The 18,102-nt window shown below is 66.4% G+C and carries 19 protein-coding genes; 7 read left to right on the forward strand and 12 right to left on the reverse strand.

The features are described 5' to 3' along the window. Positions 1–598: J domain-containing protein (locus tag AX724_RS04315; protein ID WP_156447995.1), on the reverse strand; the 598-nt coding region annotated here is incomplete at its 3' end. 40 nt (positions 599–638) lie between these two features. Here AX724_RS04315 and pdxH point away from each other — a divergent pair. Both pdxH and AX724_RS04325 read left to right on the forward strand, forming a co-directional pair. Beyond that, positions 639–1,301: a pyridoxamine 5'-phosphate oxidase gene (pdxH, locus tag AX724_RS04320; protein WP_269454115.1), complete on the forward strand. Its 663-nt coding sequence runs from the start codon at positions 639–641 to the stop codon at positions 1,299–1,301. A 174-nt stretch (positions 1,302–1,475) separates the two neighbouring features. Then, positions 1,476–2,807: a dicarboxylate/amino acid:cation symporter gene (locus tag AX724_RS04325; RefSeq protein WP_066763965.1), complete on the forward strand. Its 1,332-nt coding sequence runs from the start codon at positions 1,476–1,478 to the stop codon at positions 2,805–2,807. A gap of 99 nt (positions 2,808–2,906) precedes the next feature. Here AX724_RS04325 and AX724_RS04330 read toward each other — a convergent pair whose 3' ends face one another. The 3 genes from AX724_RS04330 to AX724_RS04340 form a co-directional block, all read right to left on the reverse strand. Then, the gene (locus tag AX724_RS04330; protein WP_066763966.1) at positions 2,907–3,791 is read right to left on the reverse strand and encodes a bestrophin family protein; all 885 of its coding nucleotides are present in this window, start codon (positions 3,789–3,791) and stop codon (positions 2,907–2,909) included. 92 nt (positions 3,792–3,883) lie between these two features. Then, positions 3,884–4,063 carry a hypothetical protein gene (locus AX724_RS04335; protein WP_066763967.1) on the reverse strand — a complete coding sequence of 60 codons (180 nt, stop codon included), beginning with the start codon at positions 4,061–4,063 and terminating at the stop codon, positions 3,884–3,886. Between the two features lie 27 nt (positions 4,064–4,090). After that, entirely contained in the window at positions 4,091–5,380 is a 1,290-nt protein-coding gene (locus tag AX724_RS04340; protein ID WP_066763968.1) for an adenylosuccinate synthase, read from the reverse strand. A 242-nt stretch (positions 5,381–5,622) separates the two neighbouring features. Here AX724_RS04340 and AX724_RS04345 point away from each other — a divergent pair, with 242 nt between their 5' ends. Beyond that, positions 5,623–6,510, forward strand: a complete 888-nt coding sequence (locus AX724_RS04345; RefSeq protein ID WP_066764008.1) for an alpha/beta hydrolase — start codon at positions 5,623–5,625, stop codon at positions 6,508–6,510. A 64-nt stretch (positions 6,511–6,574) separates the two neighbouring features. Here AX724_RS04345 and AX724_RS04350 read toward each other — a convergent pair whose 3' ends face one another. From AX724_RS04350 to AX724_RS04360, 3 genes are all read right to left on the reverse strand, one after another. After that, complete coding sequence (locus AX724_RS04350) at positions 6,575–7,705, reverse strand: ATP phosphoribosyltransferase regulatory subunit (RefSeq protein ID WP_066763970.1); 1,131 nt, start codon at positions 7,703–7,705, stop codon at positions 6,575–6,577. A 56-nt stretch (positions 7,706–7,761) separates the two neighbouring features. Then, positions 7,762–9,342 carry a phosphoglycerate dehydrogenase gene (serA, locus tag AX724_RS04355; protein ID WP_066763972.1) on the reverse strand — a complete coding sequence of 527 codons (1,581 nt, stop codon included), beginning with the start codon at positions 9,340–9,342 and terminating at the stop codon, positions 7,762–7,764. 118 nt (positions 9,343–9,460) lie between these two features. Then, positions 9,461–10,624: a phosphoserine transaminase gene (locus AX724_RS04360; protein ID WP_066763974.1), complete on the reverse strand. Its 1,164-nt coding sequence runs from the start codon at positions 10,622–10,624 to the stop codon at positions 9,461–9,463. Between the two features lie 159 nt (positions 10,625–10,783). Between AX724_RS04360 and AX724_RS04365 the strand changes: the two genes are divergently transcribed. From AX724_RS04365 to dapD, 4 genes are all read left to right on the forward strand, one after another. Beyond that, a complete protein-coding gene (locus tag AX724_RS04365) occupies positions 10,784–11,485 on the forward strand; it encodes an extensin family protein (protein ID WP_066764010.1) in 702 nt (233 codons plus the stop codon). Between the two features lie 179 nt (positions 11,486–11,664). Beyond that, positions 11,665–12,540, forward strand: coding sequence for an LOG family protein (locus AX724_RS04370; protein ID WP_066763977.1), 876 nt, complete (start codon positions 11,665–11,667; stop codon positions 12,538–12,540). A gap of 140 nt (positions 12,541–12,680) precedes the next feature. Beyond that, positions 12,681–13,346, forward strand: coding sequence for a pyrimidine 5'-nucleotidase (locus AX724_RS04375; RefSeq protein ID WP_066763980.1), 666 nt, complete (start codon positions 12,681–12,683; stop codon positions 13,344–13,346). A gap of 2 nt (positions 13,347–13,348) precedes the next feature. Further along, positions 13,349–14,188, forward strand: coding sequence for a 2,3,4,5-tetrahydropyridine-2,6-dicarboxylate N-succinyltransferase (dapD, locus tag AX724_RS04380; protein WP_066763982.1), 840 nt, complete (start codon positions 13,349–13,351; stop codon positions 14,186–14,188). A 31-nt stretch (positions 14,189–14,219) separates the two neighbouring features. Here dapD and AX724_RS04385 read toward each other — a convergent pair whose 3' ends face one another. The 5 genes from AX724_RS04385 to AX724_RS04405 all read right to left on the reverse strand — a co-directional run bounded on the left by AX724_RS04385 (position 14,220) and on the right by AX724_RS04405 (position 18,070). Then, entirely contained in the window at positions 14,220–15,209 is a 990-nt protein-coding gene (locus AX724_RS04385) for a DUF2891 domain-containing protein (protein WP_066763984.1), read from the reverse strand. Between the two features lies 1 nt (position 15,210). Beyond that, a complete protein-coding gene (locus AX724_RS04390; RefSeq protein WP_066763986.1) occupies positions 15,211–16,131 on the reverse strand; it encodes a DUF979 domain-containing protein in 921 nt (306 codons plus the stop codon). After that, positions 16,128–16,814, reverse strand: a complete 687-nt coding sequence (locus tag AX724_RS04395; protein WP_066763987.1) for a DUF969 domain-containing protein — start codon at positions 16,812–16,814, stop codon at positions 16,128–16,130. Before AX724_RS04395 ends, AX724_RS04390 begins: the two co-directional genes overlap by 4 nt. Positions 16,815–16,818: 4 nt before the next feature. After that, complete coding sequence (locus tag AX724_RS04400; protein WP_066764011.1) at positions 16,819–17,388, reverse strand: PAS domain-containing protein; 570 nt, start codon at positions 17,386–17,388, stop codon at positions 16,819–16,821. Between the two features lie 88 nt (positions 17,389–17,476). Beyond that, positions 17,477–18,070 (reverse strand): nitroreductase family protein, encoded by a 594-nt coding sequence (locus tag AX724_RS04405; RefSeq protein WP_066763989.1) that lies wholly within the window; start codon positions 18,068–18,070, stop codon positions 17,477–17,479. Positions 18,071–18,102: the final 32 nt, after the last annotated feature.

Raw genomic sequence — 18,102 nt, forward strand, 5'->3', positions numbered from 1 at the left:
TCGCGTCGCCCGCCCCGCCCGGCCCTGCCTGCCCCTTGCCCGTCAGGCGCATCTGCGTGCCGCTTTCGACGCCGGCCGGCAGCTTGAGGTCGATCGTCTTGCCGTCCTGCAGGGTGATGCGCTGGGGCGCGAGGGTCGCTGCATCGACGAACTGCACGGCAAGGCGATAGGCGACGTTCGCGCCCTTGGAAGGCGGTGCCTGCCGGCCGAACCCGCCAAAGCCGCCGCCGCCCGCCCGCCGGCCCGCGCCGCCGAACAGCCCTTCGAAAATATCGCCGAAGTCCGCGCCGCCCGCGTCGAAACCGCCGCCCGGCTGGCCGCGGAAGCCGCCACCCGCACCGCCGCCGCCCCCGCCAAAGCCGAAGGGCGCGGTCGGATTGCCATCGCCGTCAATTTCCCCCCGGTCGAACCGGGCGCGCTTGTCCTTGTCGGACAGCAGGTCATAGGCGTTGGTAACGGCGGAAAACTTCTCCGCCGCCTTGGGATTGTCCTTGTTCCGGTCAGGATGAAGCTCCTTGGCCAGCTTGCGATAGGCGGACTTGATGTCCGTCTCGCTGGCGCCGCGGGCTACGCCCAAAGTGGAATAGGGATCGGCCATTCACTCTACCTGTTGCACAAAAGCATCACTTGACGACTATGTGGACGATGCCGGTCCGCTATTCAAGACGGGAACACCGCAGTCCCACTTATCGACAGCCCCGTCCCCTTCTCGTAGAAGGCGGCGCATGACCGACCCCTTCGCCCTGTTCAACGAATGGTTCGCGCAGGCGCGCGAGACCGAGATCAACGACAGCAACGCCATGGCGCTCGCCACGGCCGACGCGCGCGGACGGCCTTCGGTGCGCATGGTGCTGCTGAAGGGCCATGGCCCGGACGGGTTCATCTTCTATACCAATTTCGAGGGAAGAAAGGCAGCCGAGCTGCTGGAAAATCCCCATGCCGCGCTGCTTTTCCATTGGAAATCTCTGCGACGGCAAGTCCGCATCGAAGGGGCGGTGGGGCCGGTGGATGACGCCACCGCCGACGCCTATTTCGCGTCGCGCAGCCGCGACAGCCAGCTGGGCGCATGGGCGTCCGATCAGTCGCGCCCGCTGTCCTCGCGCGATGTCTTCATGGATCGGTTCGCAGAGGTGAGCGCGCGGTTCGAGGGCGGGCCCGTCCCCCGTCCGCCGCACTGGTCGGGCTTTCGCCTGATGCCCGAGCGGATCGAATATTGGCAGGATCGCGAGCATCGGTTGCACGAGCGCCGGCTGTTCGAACGTGACGGTGAGGCCTGGCGCGAAGGGATGCTTTACCCCTGACCGGGGCCGCGACGATCGAGTGCGATCATTTTCCGGGGCGGAAAGCCGCCCCAGCTTCGTCTTCCCCCTTGCAGCGGGTGTGCCGATTGCGGGTGGGCCGGGCGCCTGTTAGGTGTCGGCCGGACAAATGTTAAATAGATGAAGGCCGCACCTGCGCGGTCGCAGAGGGATTTGATGCGAAACAGACTGACGGCCTTCATCCTCCTTGGCATGGTTCTGGGGGTTGTCACCGGCTTCGTAGCCAATCTCTGGGTTGGCGGGGACGAAGCGCTGGCCAAGGATGTCGCGGGCTATTTCCACCTGCTGGCGGACATTTTCCTCCATCTTATCAAGATGATCATCGCACCGCTGGTCTTTTCGACGCTCGTCGCCGGGATCGCGCATATGGGCGACAGCGCCGCGCTGGGGCGGATCGGCGGGCGCGCGCTCGCCTGGTTCATCATCGCCAGCCTCATCTCGCTCACGCTGGGCCTCATCTTCGTCAATTTCTTCGCCCCCGGCGAAGGGCTGAACCTCGTCCGCTCGGGCGCGGAAAGCGGCGTCGATACGCAGGCGCTCAATTTCCGCGACTTCATCCTGCATGTCTTTCCGACATCGATGGTCGGCGCGATGGCGGAAAATTCGATCCTCCAGATCGTCGTCTTCTCGCTGTTCGTCGGCGTGGCGCTGACCGCCATCGGCGACAAGGGCAAGCCGATCGTGACCGTGATCGAAGCGATGGTCGAACTGATGCTGCAGGTGACGGGTTATGTGATGCGGGTCGCCCCGTTCGCGGTGTTCGGCGCGCTCGCATCGTCGATCACGGTGCAGGGGCTGGGCGTGCTCAAGACCTATGGCGAACTGGTCGGCGAATTCTACATCGCGCTCTTCTGCCTGTGGGCGCTACTGTTCGCGGCGGGATCGATCTTCCTGGGCAAGCGGATGCTGAAGCTTGTGCGCTACGTCCGCGAACCGATCCTGATCGCCTTCTCGACCGCCTCGTCCGAAGCCGCCTACCCCAAGATGCTGGAACAGCTGGACCGGTTCGGCGTGCCGCGCCGCATCTACAGCTTCGTGCTGCCGCTTGGCTACAGCTTCAACCTCGACGGGTCGATGATGTATTCGACCTTCGCCACCATCTTCATCGCCCAGGCCTATGGCATCGACCTGCCGATCGCGACGCAGATCACCATCCTCCTGGTCCTGATGGTTACCAGCAAGGGCATCGCCGCCGTACCGCGCGCGTCGCTGGTCGTGGTCGCCGCGACGCTGGGCCAGTTCGACCTGCCGGTGGAGGGCGTCGCCTTCATCCTGGCAGTCGATCATTTCATGGACATGGGCCGCACCGCCACCAACGTCCTGGGCAACGCCATCGCCACGTCGGTCATCACCAAGTGGGAAGGCATGCTGGAAGTGGAGGAGGATGTGGACGTGCCCCATCCCAAAGCCCCGTCGCACACCCCCGCCGACGGGCGGCGCGGGCTGGAACTCGCGTCCGACATGGTGGACGACAACCGGAAGGGCTAGCCCTGCCCCGGTCCGCTTCGCGCGGAATCGAAACGGGACCGGCACGGCGCTTCCCGTTTCTCGACTGCGCGCGAAACGAACGGGTTTCCTATCTTTGGATCACCACAGCACGCCCCTGACCGGCTGGAGCGGTTCGGGCGCCGGATCGCCGATCGACTGGAGCAGGTCGATCTCGATCGTGCGGCACATCGCGGTCAGCGGATTGTCGTGAACCGTGTTGCCGAAAGGGTCCGTCAGGTCGTCGCCGATCCGCAGCACCGCCATGAACATGAGGCCCGCCACCGTGGAACCCAGCGGAGTGGCGAAGCCCAGCGATTCCACCAGTCCGATCGGCAGCGCGACGCAGAAGATGTGGGTGAAGATGGTGGGCAGATAGCGATATTGAACCGGCAGCGGCGTGTTCTTCAGCCGCTCCATGCCGCCCTGCGAATTGGCGATGTCGACCAGAACCGATTCCATCTGCGCCTGCTGGATCGTGTCTATCCAGCCCTTCTGCCGGGCGATGTCGATCCGGCGGCCGGTGCTGTCCAGCAATCCGTTGGCGGGATTGGTGCGCGCCAGCGCCTTGCCCTTGTCCTCCTCCAACAGGAAACGGGTGACATCCTCGCCTATCGGCTGGCGGCGAAGCTGGCAGCGCAGCGCGTTCACATAGGCGATCTGGCGCTTGACGATTTCCCGCTTCAAATCCCGCGCATCGGGATCGGGCAGGAAGTTGCGGGTGGCGCGCGACAGGCTGCGCGACGCATTGATCATCGCACCCCAAAGGGTGCGCCCTTCCCACCAGCGCTGATAGGCGGAATTGGAGCGGAAGCCGAGGAACAGCGCCAGCGCGGAACCGAAGATGGTGAGCGGCAATGACGGCGCCTTGAAGGGCAACAGATAGTAAGTGATCGTGACCGCGCAGTCCCAGACGAACAGCGCGGTCAACGGTTTCCAGACTTCGGACGCGATACGGCGGAAACTGGGAACGGGATCGACGATCATGGGCTTCTCCGGAAAACGGCGGACGCAACGTCTCTACTGCCCGCTTTTCTCCGTCATTGCTGCACCGCAATAAAAAATAACATGCGCGACGTCTATCGCAGCTTCGCGATCGGCAGCCCGTCCTGCTTGGCGCGCGTCTTCACCGATTCCTCGCTGCGGGTGAGCGCCTTGGCGATGGCCTTTAGCGCCATGCCCTTCTTCGCCAGCGTGTGCAGCTTCTGGATCTCGTCCGCGGTCCAGGGCTGTTTGTGCCGTTCGAAACGTTCACCCATCTCGTCCTCCTAAATCCGCGAACGGCCTCAATCCGCAAATGGATCGCGCACGAGGATCGTGTCCTCGCGCTCCGGGCTGGTCGAAACGAGCGTGACCGGGCAATCGATCAGTTCCTCGATCCGGCGGATATATTTGATCGCCTGCGCCGGCAGGTCCGCCCAGCTGCGCGCGCCGGCGGTGGTTTCGCTCCAGCCGCCGATCGTCTCGTAGATGGGCTGCGCCTTCGCCTGGTCCTGCGCATGGGCGGGCAGATAATCGTAGCGGGTGTCGCCGATCTGGTAGCCGACGCAGATTTTCAGTTCGTCGAACCCGTCGAGCACGTCGAGCTTGGTAAGCGCGATGCCGGTCACGCCCGACACGGCGACCGACTGGCGCACCAGCACGGCGTCGAACCAGCCGCAGCGGCGCTTGCGCCCGGTAACGGTGCCGAATTCATGGCCGCGCTCGCCCAGCCGCTGGCCGACCTCATTTTCCTGCTCGCTGGGGAAAGGCCCGGAGCCGACGCGGGTGGTATAGGCTTTGGTGATGCCCAGCACGAAGCCCGCGCCGCCGGGGCCAAGGCCCGTGCCGCTCGCCGCCGTGCCCGCCACCGTGTTGGAAGAGGTGACGAAGGGGTAGGTGCCATGGTCGATGTCGAGCAGCGTGCCCTGCGCGCCTTCGAACAGGATGCGCTTGCCCTGCGCCTTCGCCTTGTTGAGCGTCAGCCAGACGGGCTTGACGAAGGGGAGGATGAAGCCGGCAATGTCGCGCAGTTCCGCCATCAGCGCGTCGCGGTCGATCGGCGGCTCACCGAAACCGGCGCGCAGCGCGTCGTGATGAGCGGTCAGCCGGTCGAGCTGCGGGCCGAGATCGTCCAGATGGGCAAGGTCGCAGACGCGGATGGCACGGCGGCCGACCTTGTCCTCATAGGCCGGGCCGATGCCGCGCCGGGTGGTGCCGATCTTGCCCGCACCGCTCGCATCCTCGCGCAGCCCGTCGAGATCGCGGTGGAAAGGCAGGATCAGCGGGCAGGTTTCGGCGATCTGGAGATTGTCGGGGTGGATCTCCACCCCCTGCCCCTTGAGCTTGGCGACTTCGTCGCGGAAGTGCCAGGGGTCAAGAACCACGCCATTGCCGATGACGCTCAACGTGCCGCGCACGATCCCCGAAGGCAGCAGGGAGAGCTTGTAGACCTTGTCCCCCACGACCAGCGTGTGACCGGCATTGTGGCCGCCCTGGAACCGGGCGACGACATCGGCGCGCTCTGACAGCCAGTCGACGATCTTGCCCTTGCCCTCGTCACCCCACTGGGCGCCGATCACGGTCACATTTGCCACAGATACACTCCTCCGCCCGCCGCGCGGACCGGCCATGCCCTTCGACGGGACTCGGCATGCCGGTGGGATGGGGGAACGCCCCTCGAAAGGGATGACGCGCTCCGAATGCGGGGCGGCGGTTAGCGCCCCTCGCCCCGCGCGTCAAGGAAGGAGGCGCATTACACTTTGTTACAGCAAGGCGGCTTTACGCGCCGGCGCAGCCGCAGGATGATGATGCAGGTCAAAACTCGCGGATGAAGCCGATGCGCGCACAACTCACCTTGATGCTGATGACGACCGCCCTGCTGGTGGGCGTGGCCGAAGCGCAGACCCTGCGTGACCGGTGGCGCGCGCAACATGCGGAGGTGACGGCGACGACGGGTCAGGCCATGGCCTATGGCAAGGCCCCGCTCCAGTCGCTCGACTATTGGCGGGGCAAGGGCGCGACGCCGCCGCTGATCATTTTCGTCCATGGCGGCGGGTGGAAGCGCGGCAGCAAGGACAATGCGACCGGCGCGGCCAAGGTCGAACATTATACGGGCCTTGGCTATGCCTTCGCGTCGATCAACTATCGCCTGGTGCCCGACGCCACGGTCGAACAACAGGCGCAGGATGTGGCGGACGCCGTTGCCTTCCTGCGCGGCAAGGCGGCGACGCTGGGCTTCGATCCCGGCCGGATCGTGCTGATGGGCCATAGCGCGGGCGCGCACCTGGTGGCGCTGGTCGGCACCGACATGCGCTATTTCGCCAAGGCTGGCCTTGCGCCCGACGCGGTGAAGGGCGTCATCCCGCTAGACGGCGCGGCCTATGACGTGGCGAAGCAGATGCAGGAGAGCGGCCGCTTCATGGCAGGCACCTACGAACAGGCGTTCAACACCGATCCGGCGCGGCAGCAGGCGCTGTCGCCAACACTCCACGCGGCCAAGCCCAATGCGCCGGCCTTCCTGATCCTGCATGTCGACCGGGCGGACGGCGCCGCGCAGTCGCAAGGGCTGGCCGCAGCGTTGAAGGCGGCCGGAACGCCGGTGGAAATCCACGCGCTCGAAGGACGCGGGCTGCGCGGCCATATGCAGATCAACCGATCGATGGGCGATCCCGGCTATGCGGGCACAGTCATCGTGGACGCGTGGTTGAAGCGGCTGGTCGGCTGACCGGCCCGTCGCGGTCGGTCGGCGAATGGCCGGCGGGTTGGCCCCGGCCGGACGGCGCGCCGGATCAGTAGGCGCGCACCTCAACGCCGTCGAGCCAGTGGGAGCAGCGCTGGGCCGCACCATCCTCGCCTTCGGCCAGCGCGGCGACCGTATGCCAGCCCTCGGCGCGCAATCCAGCCGCGCGGGCGGCGTCATGGCCCAGCGGCAGAAACAGGCGATTCGGGCTTTCGCCGCCGAACCCCGCGTCGATCAGCGGATCGGGATAGAGGGAGAAGCCCATGGCTGGCTCGTCCGCGCCGTCCGCGCGGGCGATGGCATAGCTGCCACCCCGGCCGATCTCCCCGATGAAACCCTCCGCGAAGATGGAAAAGCCGAACCAGTTCTGGAATTCGAAGCCGTGGCGCTCGGTCGGGTCGAGCGTCAGGGTGATGTCCCAGCCGATGGGCTTGGCGATCGCGCGCAGCCCCGCGATGCGGCTGTCGATCGCGCCGCCGACGCGCGCGCTGAACGCCTCCAGCCGCTCCATGGCGGCGTGGAAGGGACCGGTCGCCTCGATGAGCGGCAGGTAGGCGGACGCCGATGGACCGATGGCGGCGAGCGCGCCGGCATCCTTGGCATCCAGCCCGCTGCGAACCGCCTCAACGTCCTGCGCGGCGAGCGGCAGCGGCCCGTCGGCCAGCATGTCGACAAGATCCGGCAGGGTGAAGTCGATGGTGATGCCAGTGACGCCCGCCGCCTGCAGCGCCTCGATCGCGACGCTGACCATCTCGACGGCGGCGGCGGTGCTGTCGCTGCCGATCAGTTCCGCGCCGATCTGCAGTTTCTCGCGCTCCGGGCGCAATTGGCTGGCCTTCTGGCGAATAACCGGTCCGGCATAGGAAAGGCGCAGCGGCCGCGGCGCGGCGGCAAGGCGGGTGGCGGCGATGCGGCCCACCTGCGCCGTCATGTCGGGCCGGAAAGCGAGCGTGCGTTGCGACACCGGATCGACGGCGCGGACCAGATCCTGCGCGCGCATCGACTTGAGACGCTGGGTCAGCGTATCCTCGAACTCCGCGAGCGGCGGCATGACCCGTTCATAGCCATGCGCGGCCACCGCATCCAGCACACTGCGCGTCAACCGCGCGGAGGCTTCTGCATGCGGCGGCAGGCGGTCGGACAATCCTTCGGGAAGAAGGCCGGGCGGGATGGTGGTCATGGACAGGCCCTTTAGCGAATAATGCGATTTTGGCCAGTCCCGCCCGGCGACCGGATTCAGGCGAAGCGCAGCAGCTTCACCTGCTTCACGCCGGCGAGGTTGCAGATTTCCCAGCGCAGCGGCTCTGTAACGGTGCCGTCGACCGACAGCAGCAGCACCGCTTCGCCGCCCTGGTTGCGGCGGCCAAGGTGGAAGGTGCCGATATTGACGGCCGCTTCGCCCAGCGTCGAACCCAGGCGGCCGATGAAGCCCGGCGCGTCCTGATTGACGATGTAGAGCATCGTGCCGTCGAGATCGGCCTCCACCTTGATGCCGAACAGTTCGACCAGGCGGGGCTGGGCGTGACCGAACAGCGTGCCCGCCACCGACTTGTCGCCATTTTCAGTGGTGACGGTGACGCGCACCAGCGTCTGATAGTCGCCTTCGCGGTCATGGCGCACTTCGCGCACGTCGAGGCCGCGCTCCTTCGCCAGGAAGGGCGCGTTCACCATGTTCACCGTGTCGGAATAGACCCGCATCAGGCCGGCCAGCACCGCGGCGGTGATCGGCTTCTGATTGAGTTCGGCGGCATGGCCCTCCACCTCGACCGCGACCCCGGTGATGGCGTCGACTTCAAGCTGGCCGACCAGGCTGCCCAGCTTTTCCGCCAGCGCCATATAAGGCTTCAATTTGGGCGCTTCCTCCGCGCTGAGCGACGGCACGTTGAGCGCGTTGGTGATGCCGCCGTCGAGCAGATAGTCGCTCAATTGTTCGGCGACCTGGAGCGCGACATTGACCTGCGCCTCGTCCGTCGACGCGCCAAGGTGCGGCGTGCAGATGAAGTTCGGCGTGCCGAACAGGGGCGATTCCTTGGCCGGCTCGGTCTGGAACACGTCGAGCGCAGCGCCCGCGACCTGGCCCGAATCAAGCGCATCCTTGAGCGCCGCCTCGTCGATCAGGCCGCCGCGCGCGCAGTTGACGATGCGCACGCCCTTCTTGGTCTTGGCAAGGTTTTCGCGGCTGAGGATATTGCGCGTCTGGTCGGTCAGCGGCGTGTGCAGGGTGATGAAGTCGGCCTTCGCCAGCAGCGTGTCGAGATCGGCCTTTTCGACCCCCATTTCCACCGCGCGTTCCGGGGTCAGGAAGGGATCGAAGGCAACGACCTTCATCTTGAGGCCGAGCGCGCGGCTGGCGACGATCGAACCGATATTGCCCGCGCCGATGAGGCCCAGCGTCTTGCCGGTGACTTCCACGCCCATGAAGCCGTTCTTGGGCCACAGGCCCGCTTGCGTCTGCGCATTGGCTTCGGGAAGCTGGCGAGCGAGCGCGAACATGAGGGCGATGGCATGTTCGGCGGTGGTGATCGAGTTGCCGAACGGCGTGTTCATCACGATCACGCCCTTGGCGGACGCGGCCGGGATGTCGACATTGTCGACGCCGATGCCGGCGCGGCCAATGACTTTCAGGTTGGTCGCGTGGTCCAGAATGTCCTTCGTGACCTTGGTCGAGCTGCGGATGGCGAGGCCGTCATACTGGCCGATAATCGCCTTGAGTTCGTCGGGGGTCTTGCCGGTGATTTCATCCACCTCGACGCCGCGTTCGCGGAAGATGGCGGCGGCGCGGGGGTCCATTTTATCGGAAATGAGGACTTTGGGCATTTTCTTGATTCCTGTGCTTCGCCGTCACCCCGGGCTTGCTCCGGGGTCCCGCTTTTCCTGCGGGCGGCGTGAATGAAGAAGCGGGACCCCGGCTCGGGGCCGGGGTGACGCAGAAAGATTAAGCGGCAGCCCTGGTCTGGGCATAGGCCCAGTCGAGCCACGGCCCGAGCGCCTGGATGTCCGCGGTTTCGACCGTCGCGCCGCACCAGATGCGCAGGCCTGCCGGCGCGTCGCGATAGCCCGCGACGTCATAGGCCGCGCCTTCCTTTTCGAGAAGGGCAGCGAACGCCTTGATGAAGGCTTCGTCCGCGCCCTCGACCGTCAGGCAGACGCTGGTCTTGGACCGGGACGCGGGGTCGGCGGCGAGATGGCCGAGCCAGTCGCGTTCCTGAACGATCTTGTCCAGCGCCGCCGCATTGGCGTCCGACCGGGCGATCAGGCCGGACAGGCCGCCCAGCGACTTGCCCCATTCCAGCGCGAAAATCGCGTCCTCCACCGCCAGCATCGACGGGGTGTTGATGGTCTCGCCCTTGAACACGCCTTCGGCCAGCTTGCCCTTGGCCATCAGGCGGAAAACCTTGGGCAACGGCCATGCCGGCGTGTAGGTTTCAAGCCGTTCGACCGCGCGGGGGCCGAGGATGAGGACGCCATGGCCGCCCTCGCCGCCCAGCACCTTCTGCCAGGAGAAGGTGGCGACGTCGATCTTGGCCCAGTCGATCTCATAAGCGAAGACCGCGCTGGTCGCGTCGGCGAAGGTCAGCCCTTCGCGGTCGGCCGCGATCCAGTCGGCGTTCGGCACGCGCACGCCGCTGGTCGTGCCGTTCCAGGTGAACAGCACGTCATTGCTGAAATCGACCTGGGTAAGGTCGGGCAGCTGGCCATAATCGGCGCGGATGATCGTCGGGTCGAGCTTCAACTGCTTGGCAGCGTCCGTCACCCAGCCTTCGCCGAAGCTTTCCCAGGCGAGCGTCGTCACCGGGCGCGCGCCCAGCATCGTCCACATCGCCATTTCGAAGGCGCCGGTGTCGGAACCCGGTACGATGCCGATACGATGCGTGTCGGGCAGGTTCAGCAGCTCGCGCATCAGGTCGATGCAATAAGCGAGGCGGGTCTTGCCGATCTTGGCGCGGTGCGAGCGGCCGAGGGATTCAGCGCTCAGCTTGTCGGCGCTCCAGCCCGGAGGCTTGGCGCAGGGACCGGAAGAAAAGAAGGGGCGGGCCGGACGGGTCGCCGGCTTTTGAGCAGGCGCAATGGTGGCGTCAACGGCAGTCAAATCAGTCATGTCATGCTTCTCCTTGCAGAGAGCTGCGCGGCGTTGGGACCGCGTGGCCCGTCGGCCGCCCTAGAGATTTCGCGACGGCTGTCAAGATCGCCCGGAAAATAGGACGAACCGAACATACTGTTAACCTTCGGAAAAAAGATTTGCGCTATGGTGGCGTGCATGAGCGAGTGGGCGACGAGGACAAGGCTGGCCGTGCAGGCCGGCCTGGCCATGGGGCTGGCGCTGGCGCTGAGCGCGTGCAGCGGCGGGCTGGTGCCAGCCGGCCGGGTGGCGCGCGCGCCCCGTCCGCCCGCGGCCCGTACGCCCGCCCTGCGCCCCCTCGCCCAGCCCGCGATGGAAACGCGGCAATGCTTCGCCAGACTCCAGTCGCAGGCCGTCGCCTTCACCCCCCTGCCCGACCGCAATTTCGGGGGTGGATGCAGCGCCATCGGCAGCGTGAAGCTGATCGACATCGGCGTGCCGACGACCAATTTGGGGGCGATGACATGCAGTCTGGCCGCGAATTTCGCCGCCTGGGCGCGCTATGGCGTGGAACCTGCCGCGCGGCTGGTGCTGGGCGTGGAGATCGAGCGAATCGAGACATTCGGCACCTATAACTGCCGTCCGATCGCCGGCAGCGGAAAGCTGAGCGAGCATGCGCACAGCAACGCGATCGACGTCAGCGCCTTCGTCCTGTCCGACGGGCGACGGATCACGGTGCAGGACGGATGGACAGGCGACAGGAAGACGCGGCAATTCCTGGCCCTGGTCCACGCCAGCGCGTGCAAGCGGTTCAGCACGGTGTTGAGCCCCGACTATGACGCCGCCCATCACGACCATTTCCATTTCGACATGGGCGGCCGCGGCGGCTTTTGCCGCTGAGCGGAAACAAGAACGCGGCGGCTTCTGCCGCTGAGCGGAAACAAGAAACGCGGCGGCTTTTGCCGCTGAGCGCCTAAACGCCGGCACGGCGCTATCCGTCGCTCGAAACGGACGAGGTAGGGACTGCAAGCCCAAGCTTGGCCTTGGTTTTGTCACGGCCGCGCATTAAGTGGACGCGAATGACGAAAAAAGAGATTGAAGAACGCAAGTTCCGCCCGGCCCGTGAAGAGGCCGTCGACGCCAGAAAGCAGATCGACACCCCGCAGACGCAGAGCGCCGCCTACCGGCTCGCCTTCCAGGACACCGAATTCCTGCTGCGCGAGGATTTGCGCCCCGTCCGGTTCCAGCTGGAACTGTTGAAGCCCCAATTGCTGATGGACGAGGCGCGGATCGATTCCACCTTCGTCTTCTACGGTTCCGCGCGCATCCCCGAACCCGATCAGGTGCAGGCGCGAATCGCCGCGGCGCAGACACCCGAACAGAAGCGGATCGCCGAAAATCTGGGCCGCAAGGCTGTCTATTATGAAGAAGCGCGCAAGCTGGCGCGGATCGCCGCGCAATATCCCGTAACGGCCGAGGGGTGCCGCCATTTCGTCGTCTGTTCGGGCGGCGGCCCGTCGATCATGGAAGCCGCCAATCGCGGCGCGCAGGATGTCGGCCAGACGACCATCGGCATGAACATCGTCCTGCCGCACGAGCAGGCGCCAAACCGCTTCGTGACCCCGGACCTCAGCTTCCAATTCCACTATTTCGCGCTGCGCAAGATGCACTTCCTGCTGCGCGCCCGCGCGCTGGCGGTCTTTCCCGGCGGCTTTGGCACTTTCGACGAAATGTTCGAATTGCTGACGCTGATCCAGACCGGCAAGATGAAGCCGATCCCCATCCTGCTTTACGGCCGCGACTTCTGGACCCGCGTCGTCGATTTCGAGGCGCTGGCCGACGAAGGCGTGATCGCGCCCACTGACCTCAACCTGCTGACCTGGGTCGAGACGGCGGAGGAAGGCTGGGCCGCCGTCCAGCGCTTCTACGAGGACAGTGAAACGCCCGCCTGCTAGGCCCGGATTTGTCGCGCGCCTGCCCTGCCTTCCAACCCCGCCCGTTCGTTCCGCGCACAAGGCTCCCTGTCCTTCTCCTCTGCGGGGAGAAGGACAAAGCCTGGCTTGCCCTCTCTCCCTTGGCGGACTAGGGCGCGGCCATGCGCGCGGACATGGCCCATATCGATAGCTGGATCTTCGATCTGGACAACACGCTCTATCCGGCGAAGGCGGACCTGTTCGCCCTGATCGACGTGAAGATGGGCGAGTTCATCCAGGGCCTGCTGGGCTGCGACCCCGATGTGGCGCGCCAGACGCAGAAGCGCTATTTTATGGAACATGGAACGACCTTGTCGGGCCTGATGCACCATCATGGCATCGAGCCGCGCGCCTTCCTCGACTATGTCCACGACATTTCGATGGACCGGCTGGAGGTCGATCCGGCGCTCAACGCCGCGATTGACCAGTTGCCCGGCCGCAAGCTGATCTTCACCAATGGCGACGCGGCCTATGCCGGGCGCGTGCTGGACAAGCTGGGCCTATCGGGCGCGTTCGAGCTGATCCACGACATCCATGCCTGCCAATATGTGCCCAAGCCCGATCCGTCGGGCTATGCCGAACTGTGCCGCGTCCATGCCGTCGATCCGGCGCGCGCCGCCTTCTTCGAGGATATGGCCCGCAACCTCCGCCCCGCCAAGGCGATCGGCATGACGACCATCTGGGTCAATAACGGGTCGGAAGCGGGCGCGCACGACCATCATCCCGATTTCATCGATTATGAAACCGACCATCTAACGCCGTTTCTGGCCCAAATGCTGGGGGAATGACCATGAGCCAAGACCTTATCGCCACCATCGACGCCGCCTGGGAGGACCGGGCCAACGTCAATCTCCAGACGCAGGGCGACGTCCGCCAGGCGGTGGACAAGGCGCTGGCCCTGCTGGACAGCGGCGAACTGCGCGTCGCAGAGCCGACCCATGCAGGCTGGCAGGTCAACCAATGGGCGAAGAAGGCGGTGCTGCTGTCCTTCCGCCTCAACGACAATGTGATGATCGACAATGGCCCCGGCGCGAGCCATTGGTGGGACAAGGTGCCGAGCAAGTTCGCCGGCTGGGACGAGGCCGCCTTCCGCGCCGCCGGCTTCCGCGCCGTGCCGGGCAGCTTCGCCCGCGCGGGATCGCACATCGCCAGGAACGTCATCCTGATGCCGAGCTTCGTCAACATCGGCGCGTTCGTCGATGAAGGCACGATGGTCGATACCTGGGTGACGGTGGGCAGCTGCGCGCAGATCGGCAAGAATGTCCACCTGTCGGGCGGCGTCGGCATCGGCGGCGTGCTGGAGCCGTTGCAGGCCGACCCGGTCATCATCGAGGATGATTGCTTCATCGGCGCGCGGTCCGAAGTCGTGGAAGGCGTGCGCATCGGCAAGGGGTCCGTGCTGTCGATGGGCGTGTTCATCGGCCAGTCGACCAAGATCATCGATCGCGCCACGGGCGAGATCTTCATGGGTGAAGTGCCGCCCTATTCGGTGGTGGTGCCCGGCAGCCTGCCCGGCAAGCCGCTGCCTGACGGCACGCCCGGCCCCAGCCTCTATTGCGCGGTGATCGTAAAGCGGGTGGACGCGCAGACCCGGTCCAAGACCGGCATCAACGAATTGCTGCGCGATTGATCGTGCCGGGGGGCGCCGTGCGTGCGCCCCCCTATTCCAGCGCCAGCAGCGCGAAGGTGGCGAGCCAATGTTCGCCCATATAATCGCCCGCGACATGGGGAAGGCTGGCGCCGATATGCGCGCGCGCCGCATCCTGCGCCAGGGCGCTCACCCGATCGCCCGGCCCCAGCGCCGCGGCGATGCCCCGCCAGCACCAGGCGCGGCTGAGGTTGAGGCCGTCGAGATGCGCGATCTTGCCATCGCTGCGATCCGAAACGGTGGCGGGCGTGAAGAGCGTTGCGGGAGCGCCGGCCAGAAGGTCTGGCAGGAAGGCATGGTACCATGTCGAAAAATCGGCCGGATCGAGCAGGCGGCTCATCAACAGCGCCTCGCACAGCGCAGGCGAGAGGAATTCGTCGCCGCCCGGCTCCCACGCCTGGCAAGCGCGATCCGCACCGAACCAGCCGAGCGCCCGGTCGCGGATCAGCGCGGCCAACGCGGCATCCCGCCCGTCGGCCCATTGCAGCGCCAGCGTCAGGGCAAAGGCGATGTTATAATGGGTGCCGACCCGCAGCGGATAGGTCAGCTTTGGCAGGAAGGCGTGGAAGCGGGCGGCGAAATCCTGCGCCAGCGGCATGAGCGCGTCGGCCCAGGGGGCGTCATGGCGCGCCAGTTCGGCATGCAGCGCCAACAGCCACGCCCAGCCATAGGGCCGTTCGAACCCCGCGCTCATCGGCCGGGCGAGATAGGCGCGCTCCCCCGCTACCTTTTCGGGCGTCAGCATCGCGTCGGCCCGCGCCCGGATGTCGGGCGCGCAGGCCATTTCGGGAAACAGCCGCACCAGCCGCATCACTTGCCACCAGCCATGGACGCAGCTGTGCCAGTCGAAACTGCCGTGGAAGATGGGATGGTGCGCGCGGGGCGGCAGCGCGTCTTCCGGCCCGTTCAGCACCAGATCCATCTTGAACGGATATTCGCGGCCGAGATGCGACAGGGTGAGAGCCGCGAAGCGTTCCGCGAGCGGCTGCGTGAGATCGGTCATGTCAGAAGGCCAGCCAGTAGATGAGCAGGATGTTGACGACGAGCAGCGGCAGCGCGGTGCCGACCTGCCGCCGGATGACGCCATGCTTGTCGCTCAGGTCGAGCAGCGCGGCGGGGACGAGGTTGAAATTGGCCGCCATCGGCGTCAGCAGCGTGCCGCAAAAGCCCGCCAGCATCCCGATGGCGCAGATGACGGCTGGATCGCCGTGGAAGCCGCGGATCAGGATCGGCACGCCGATTGCCGCTGTCATCACCGGGAAAGCGGCGAAGGCGTTGCCCATGACCATGGTGAAGAGCGCCATGCCGACGCCATAGGCGATGACCGCGCCGAAGAGGCTGCCGTGCGGGATCGCCTGCTGCACCACGCCGCCCACGGCATCGCCCACGCCCGACAGGGCGAAGACGGCGCCCAGCGCGGCGAGCATCTGCGGCAAAATCGCCGCCCATCCGACACTGTCGATCAGCCGCCGGCCCTGTTGCAGCGCCACCGCCGGCCCGGCGCGCAGCCACAGGCATCCCGCCAGCAGCGCAACCAGCACGCCCAGCGAGAGCGCGATCAATGTCGCCTGCTTCGCTTCGAACCAGTCCGGCGCGGCCTTGAAGACGATGGTGCCAATGAGCGCGGTCGCCGGGATGATGAGCGCGACCACGAACAGCCGGTTGCCATGACTGTCGGCCCGCGCCTGCCGCAGTTCGGGCGGCGCATCGCCCTCGCCCCGGCGCATCCGGCCCGACGCGCCAAGCCCGACAAGGCCCAGAACGAGCAACCCGTTCCCTACGTCGCCCAGCGCGTCGCCCGCCCACATGCTGACCGCCAGCAAGCCCCAGAAGGCGGCGTTCACCGGCCGGTCCCGCAGGCCCAGCAGGGCAAAGGCGACGAAGATCGCGCCGGCGAGCGCATAGACCCAGTGCAGCGTGATCATGAAGCATGCTCGCCCGCCTGCCGCGTCACCCTCCGGCTCAGGCGCCGGTCCAGCCGCCACAGGCGAAACCCATGGATCAGGAAGGCCGCGATGGCTGTGGGAATCGCCCAGACGGACAGCTCGAACGGCTCCAGCTCTATGCCATATTGCTCCATCAGCCCCTTGATGAGCAGGATCGATCCAATGGCGAGGAAGATGTCCTCCCCGAAGAAGAGGCCGACATTGTCGGTGGCGGCGGCCCAGGCGCGCATCTCCTCGCGCTCTGCCGGGTCCAGCCCGCCCGACTGCCGCTCCGCCGCTGCGAGCGCGATCGGCGCGACCAGCGGCCGCACCGTCTGCGGGTGGCCCGCCACGGATGTCAGGCCGACCGCCGCCAATATCTGCCGCAGCAGCAGGTAGAAGGTCAGGAAACGCCCGGCGGTCGCCCCCCGCATCCGGTCTATCAGGCCCCGCGCCCGTTCCTGCAGCCCGTACGCCTCCAGCAGGCCGACGACCGGAAGAACGATCCAGATGATGCTGACATAGCGTGCTTCGTTGAACGCCTTGCCGAGCGCCGCAAGCACAGCCAGGGGATCAAGACCGGCGGCAAGGCCGGTGACGATCGCGGCGCACAGGATGACCAGCAGGGGATGGAAGCGCAGCAGGAAGCCCGCGACGATGACGGCGATCCCCAGCAGGGCCACGCGGTCAGTGCCCTGCCTCTATCGCCAGCCGTATCGCTTCGGCCGCGGTGCGCACGCCCAGCGCCTTCAGCATGGCGGCGCGGTGCATTTTGACCGTGCGCTCGGTGAGGCCCAGCGCATAGGCGATCTGCTTGTTCAGCCGCCCTTCTGACATCGACATCAGCACGGTGCGCTGCCGGTCGGTAAGGGCGGCGATCCGCCGCGCCGCGTCGTTGTCGCGCCCTTCCTCCACCGGCATCTGCGATCCGAGGAAATAATCGACCGTCCCGTCCATGCCGAAGATCGGCGCGATCATCAGCGCGTTGCGGAACGCGGTGCCATCCTTGCGATAGTTGCGCAGCTCGATCAGCAGCGGGCGGCGCTCGCGGATGGCCGCGCGGATCGCGTCGGTCTGGGCCGCATCCTGGTCATCGCCCGCCAGGAAGCGGCAGTTGCGGCCGACAATCTCGTCCCGCGCATAGCCGGTCAGCGCCAGGAAGGCGTCATTGCATTCGACGATGGGATTGTCGGACAGGCGCGGATTGGTCAGCACAGCGGCCACGGCGCTGCCGGCGATCATTTCGGAAAGGGACATGAACCTGCCGCCGTAGAAACAAGGGTGCCGCGGCTGCGGCACCTTCGTTCATGTTGCCCAATAAAGAATCAACCCGCAAGCGCCTGCGTCAGGCGGGGAAGTTCCCGGCAAAGGCGAATTGCTCGATCGGCTTGCGGTCGCTCGGCACTTCCCGCGCCTGCAACGCTTCCGGCAGGATCGCCTTGTTGCCCTGCCGCCCGATCGCGACCGCCGCCTCGATCCGGAACCGGTCGGGTACGCCCAGTTCGGCGCGCGCCCGGTCGAAATCGACGCCAGTCATGCCATGGGTGTGATAGCCGAGCCGCGTCGCCTGCAGCGCCAGCAGCGCCCAGGCCGCGCCCGCGTCGAAACTATGGCTGTGCGATGGCTTGTAATCGTCCGATCCCGGCGCGGCCATCAGCGTGTCCGAAAGGACGAACAGGATGACGCCGGCATTCTTCACCCAGGACTGGTTGAAAGGCGCCAGCACGTCCAGGAAACGCTGCCAATCCGCGCCGTCGCGATGGGCGTAGAGGAACCGCCAGGGCTGATAATTGAAGGCCGACGGCGCCCAGCGGGCCGCATCGAGGATCGTGTCGAGATCCTGCTGCGGCACGGCGGAGGAATCGAATGCGCGAGGCGACCAGCGGTCGAGGAAGAGCGGCTCTACGGGTCGCGCGACGGTACGGGGGCTGGTCGCCATGCTGTCTCCTGGCAAAATCTATGGGGTAGTCA

This window comes from Sphingobium sp. CCH11-B1, assembly GCF_001556865.1.
In the GTDB taxonomy this organism is placed as follows: domain Bacteria; phylum Pseudomonadota; class Alphaproteobacteria; order Sphingomonadales; family Sphingomonadaceae; genus Sphingobium.

Coding starts and splice junctions, on each gene's coding strand:
- AX724_RS04325 (WP_066763965.1), top strand. CDS start 1,476: ATGCGAAACAGACTGACGGCCTTCATCCTCCTTGGCATGGTTCTGGGG.
- AX724_RS04330 (WP_066763966.1), bottom strand. CDS start 3,791: ATGATCGTCGATCCCGTTCCCAGTTTCCGCCGTATCGCGTCCGAAGTC.
- AX724_RS04335 (WP_066763967.1), bottom strand. CDS start 4,063: ATGGGTGAACGTTTCGAACGGCACAAACAGCCCTGGACCGCGGACGAG.
- AX724_RS04345 (WP_066764008.1), top strand. CDS start 5,623: ATGCGCGCACAACTCACCTTGATGCTGATGACGACCGCCCTGCTGGTG.
- AX724_RS04350 (WP_066763970.1), bottom strand. CDS start 7,705: ATGACCACCATCCCGCCCGGCCTTCTTCCCGAAGGATTGTCCGACCGC.
- serA (WP_066763972.1), bottom strand. CDS start 9,342: ATGCCCAAAGTCCTCATTTCCGATAAAATGGACCCCCGCGCCGCCGCC.
- AX724_RS04360 (WP_066763974.1), bottom strand. CDS start 10,624: ATGACTGATTTGACTGCCGTTGACGCCACCATTGCGCCTGCTCAAAAG.
- AX724_RS04365 (WP_066764010.1), top strand. CDS start 10,784: ATGAGCGAGTGGGCGACGAGGACAAGGCTGGCCGTGCAGGCCGGCCTG.
- AX724_RS04370 (WP_066763977.1), top strand. CDS start 11,665: ATGACGAAAAAAGAGATTGAAGAACGCAAGTTCCGCCCGGCCCGTGAA.
- AX724_RS04375 (WP_066763980.1), top strand. CDS start 12,681: ATGCGCGCGGACATGGCCCATATCGATAGCTGGATCTTCGATCTGGAC.
- dapD (WP_066763982.1), top strand. CDS start 13,349: ATGAGCCAAGACCTTATCGCCACCATCGACGCCGCCTGGGAGGACCGG.
- AX724_RS04385 (WP_066763984.1), bottom strand. CDS start 15,209: ATGACCGATCTCACGCAGCCGCTCGCGGAACGCTTCGCGGCTCTCACC.
- AX724_RS04390 (WP_066763986.1), bottom strand. CDS start 16,131: ATGATCACGCTGCACTGGGTCTATGCGCTCGCCGGCGCGATCTTCGTC.
- AX724_RS04400 (WP_066764011.1), bottom strand. CDS start 17,388: ATGTCCCTTTCCGAAATGATCGCCGGCAGCGCCGTGGCCGCTGTGCTG.
- AX724_RS04405 (WP_066763989.1), bottom strand. CDS start 18,070: ATGGCGACCAGCCCCCGTACCGTCGCGCGACCCGTAGAGCCGCTCTTC.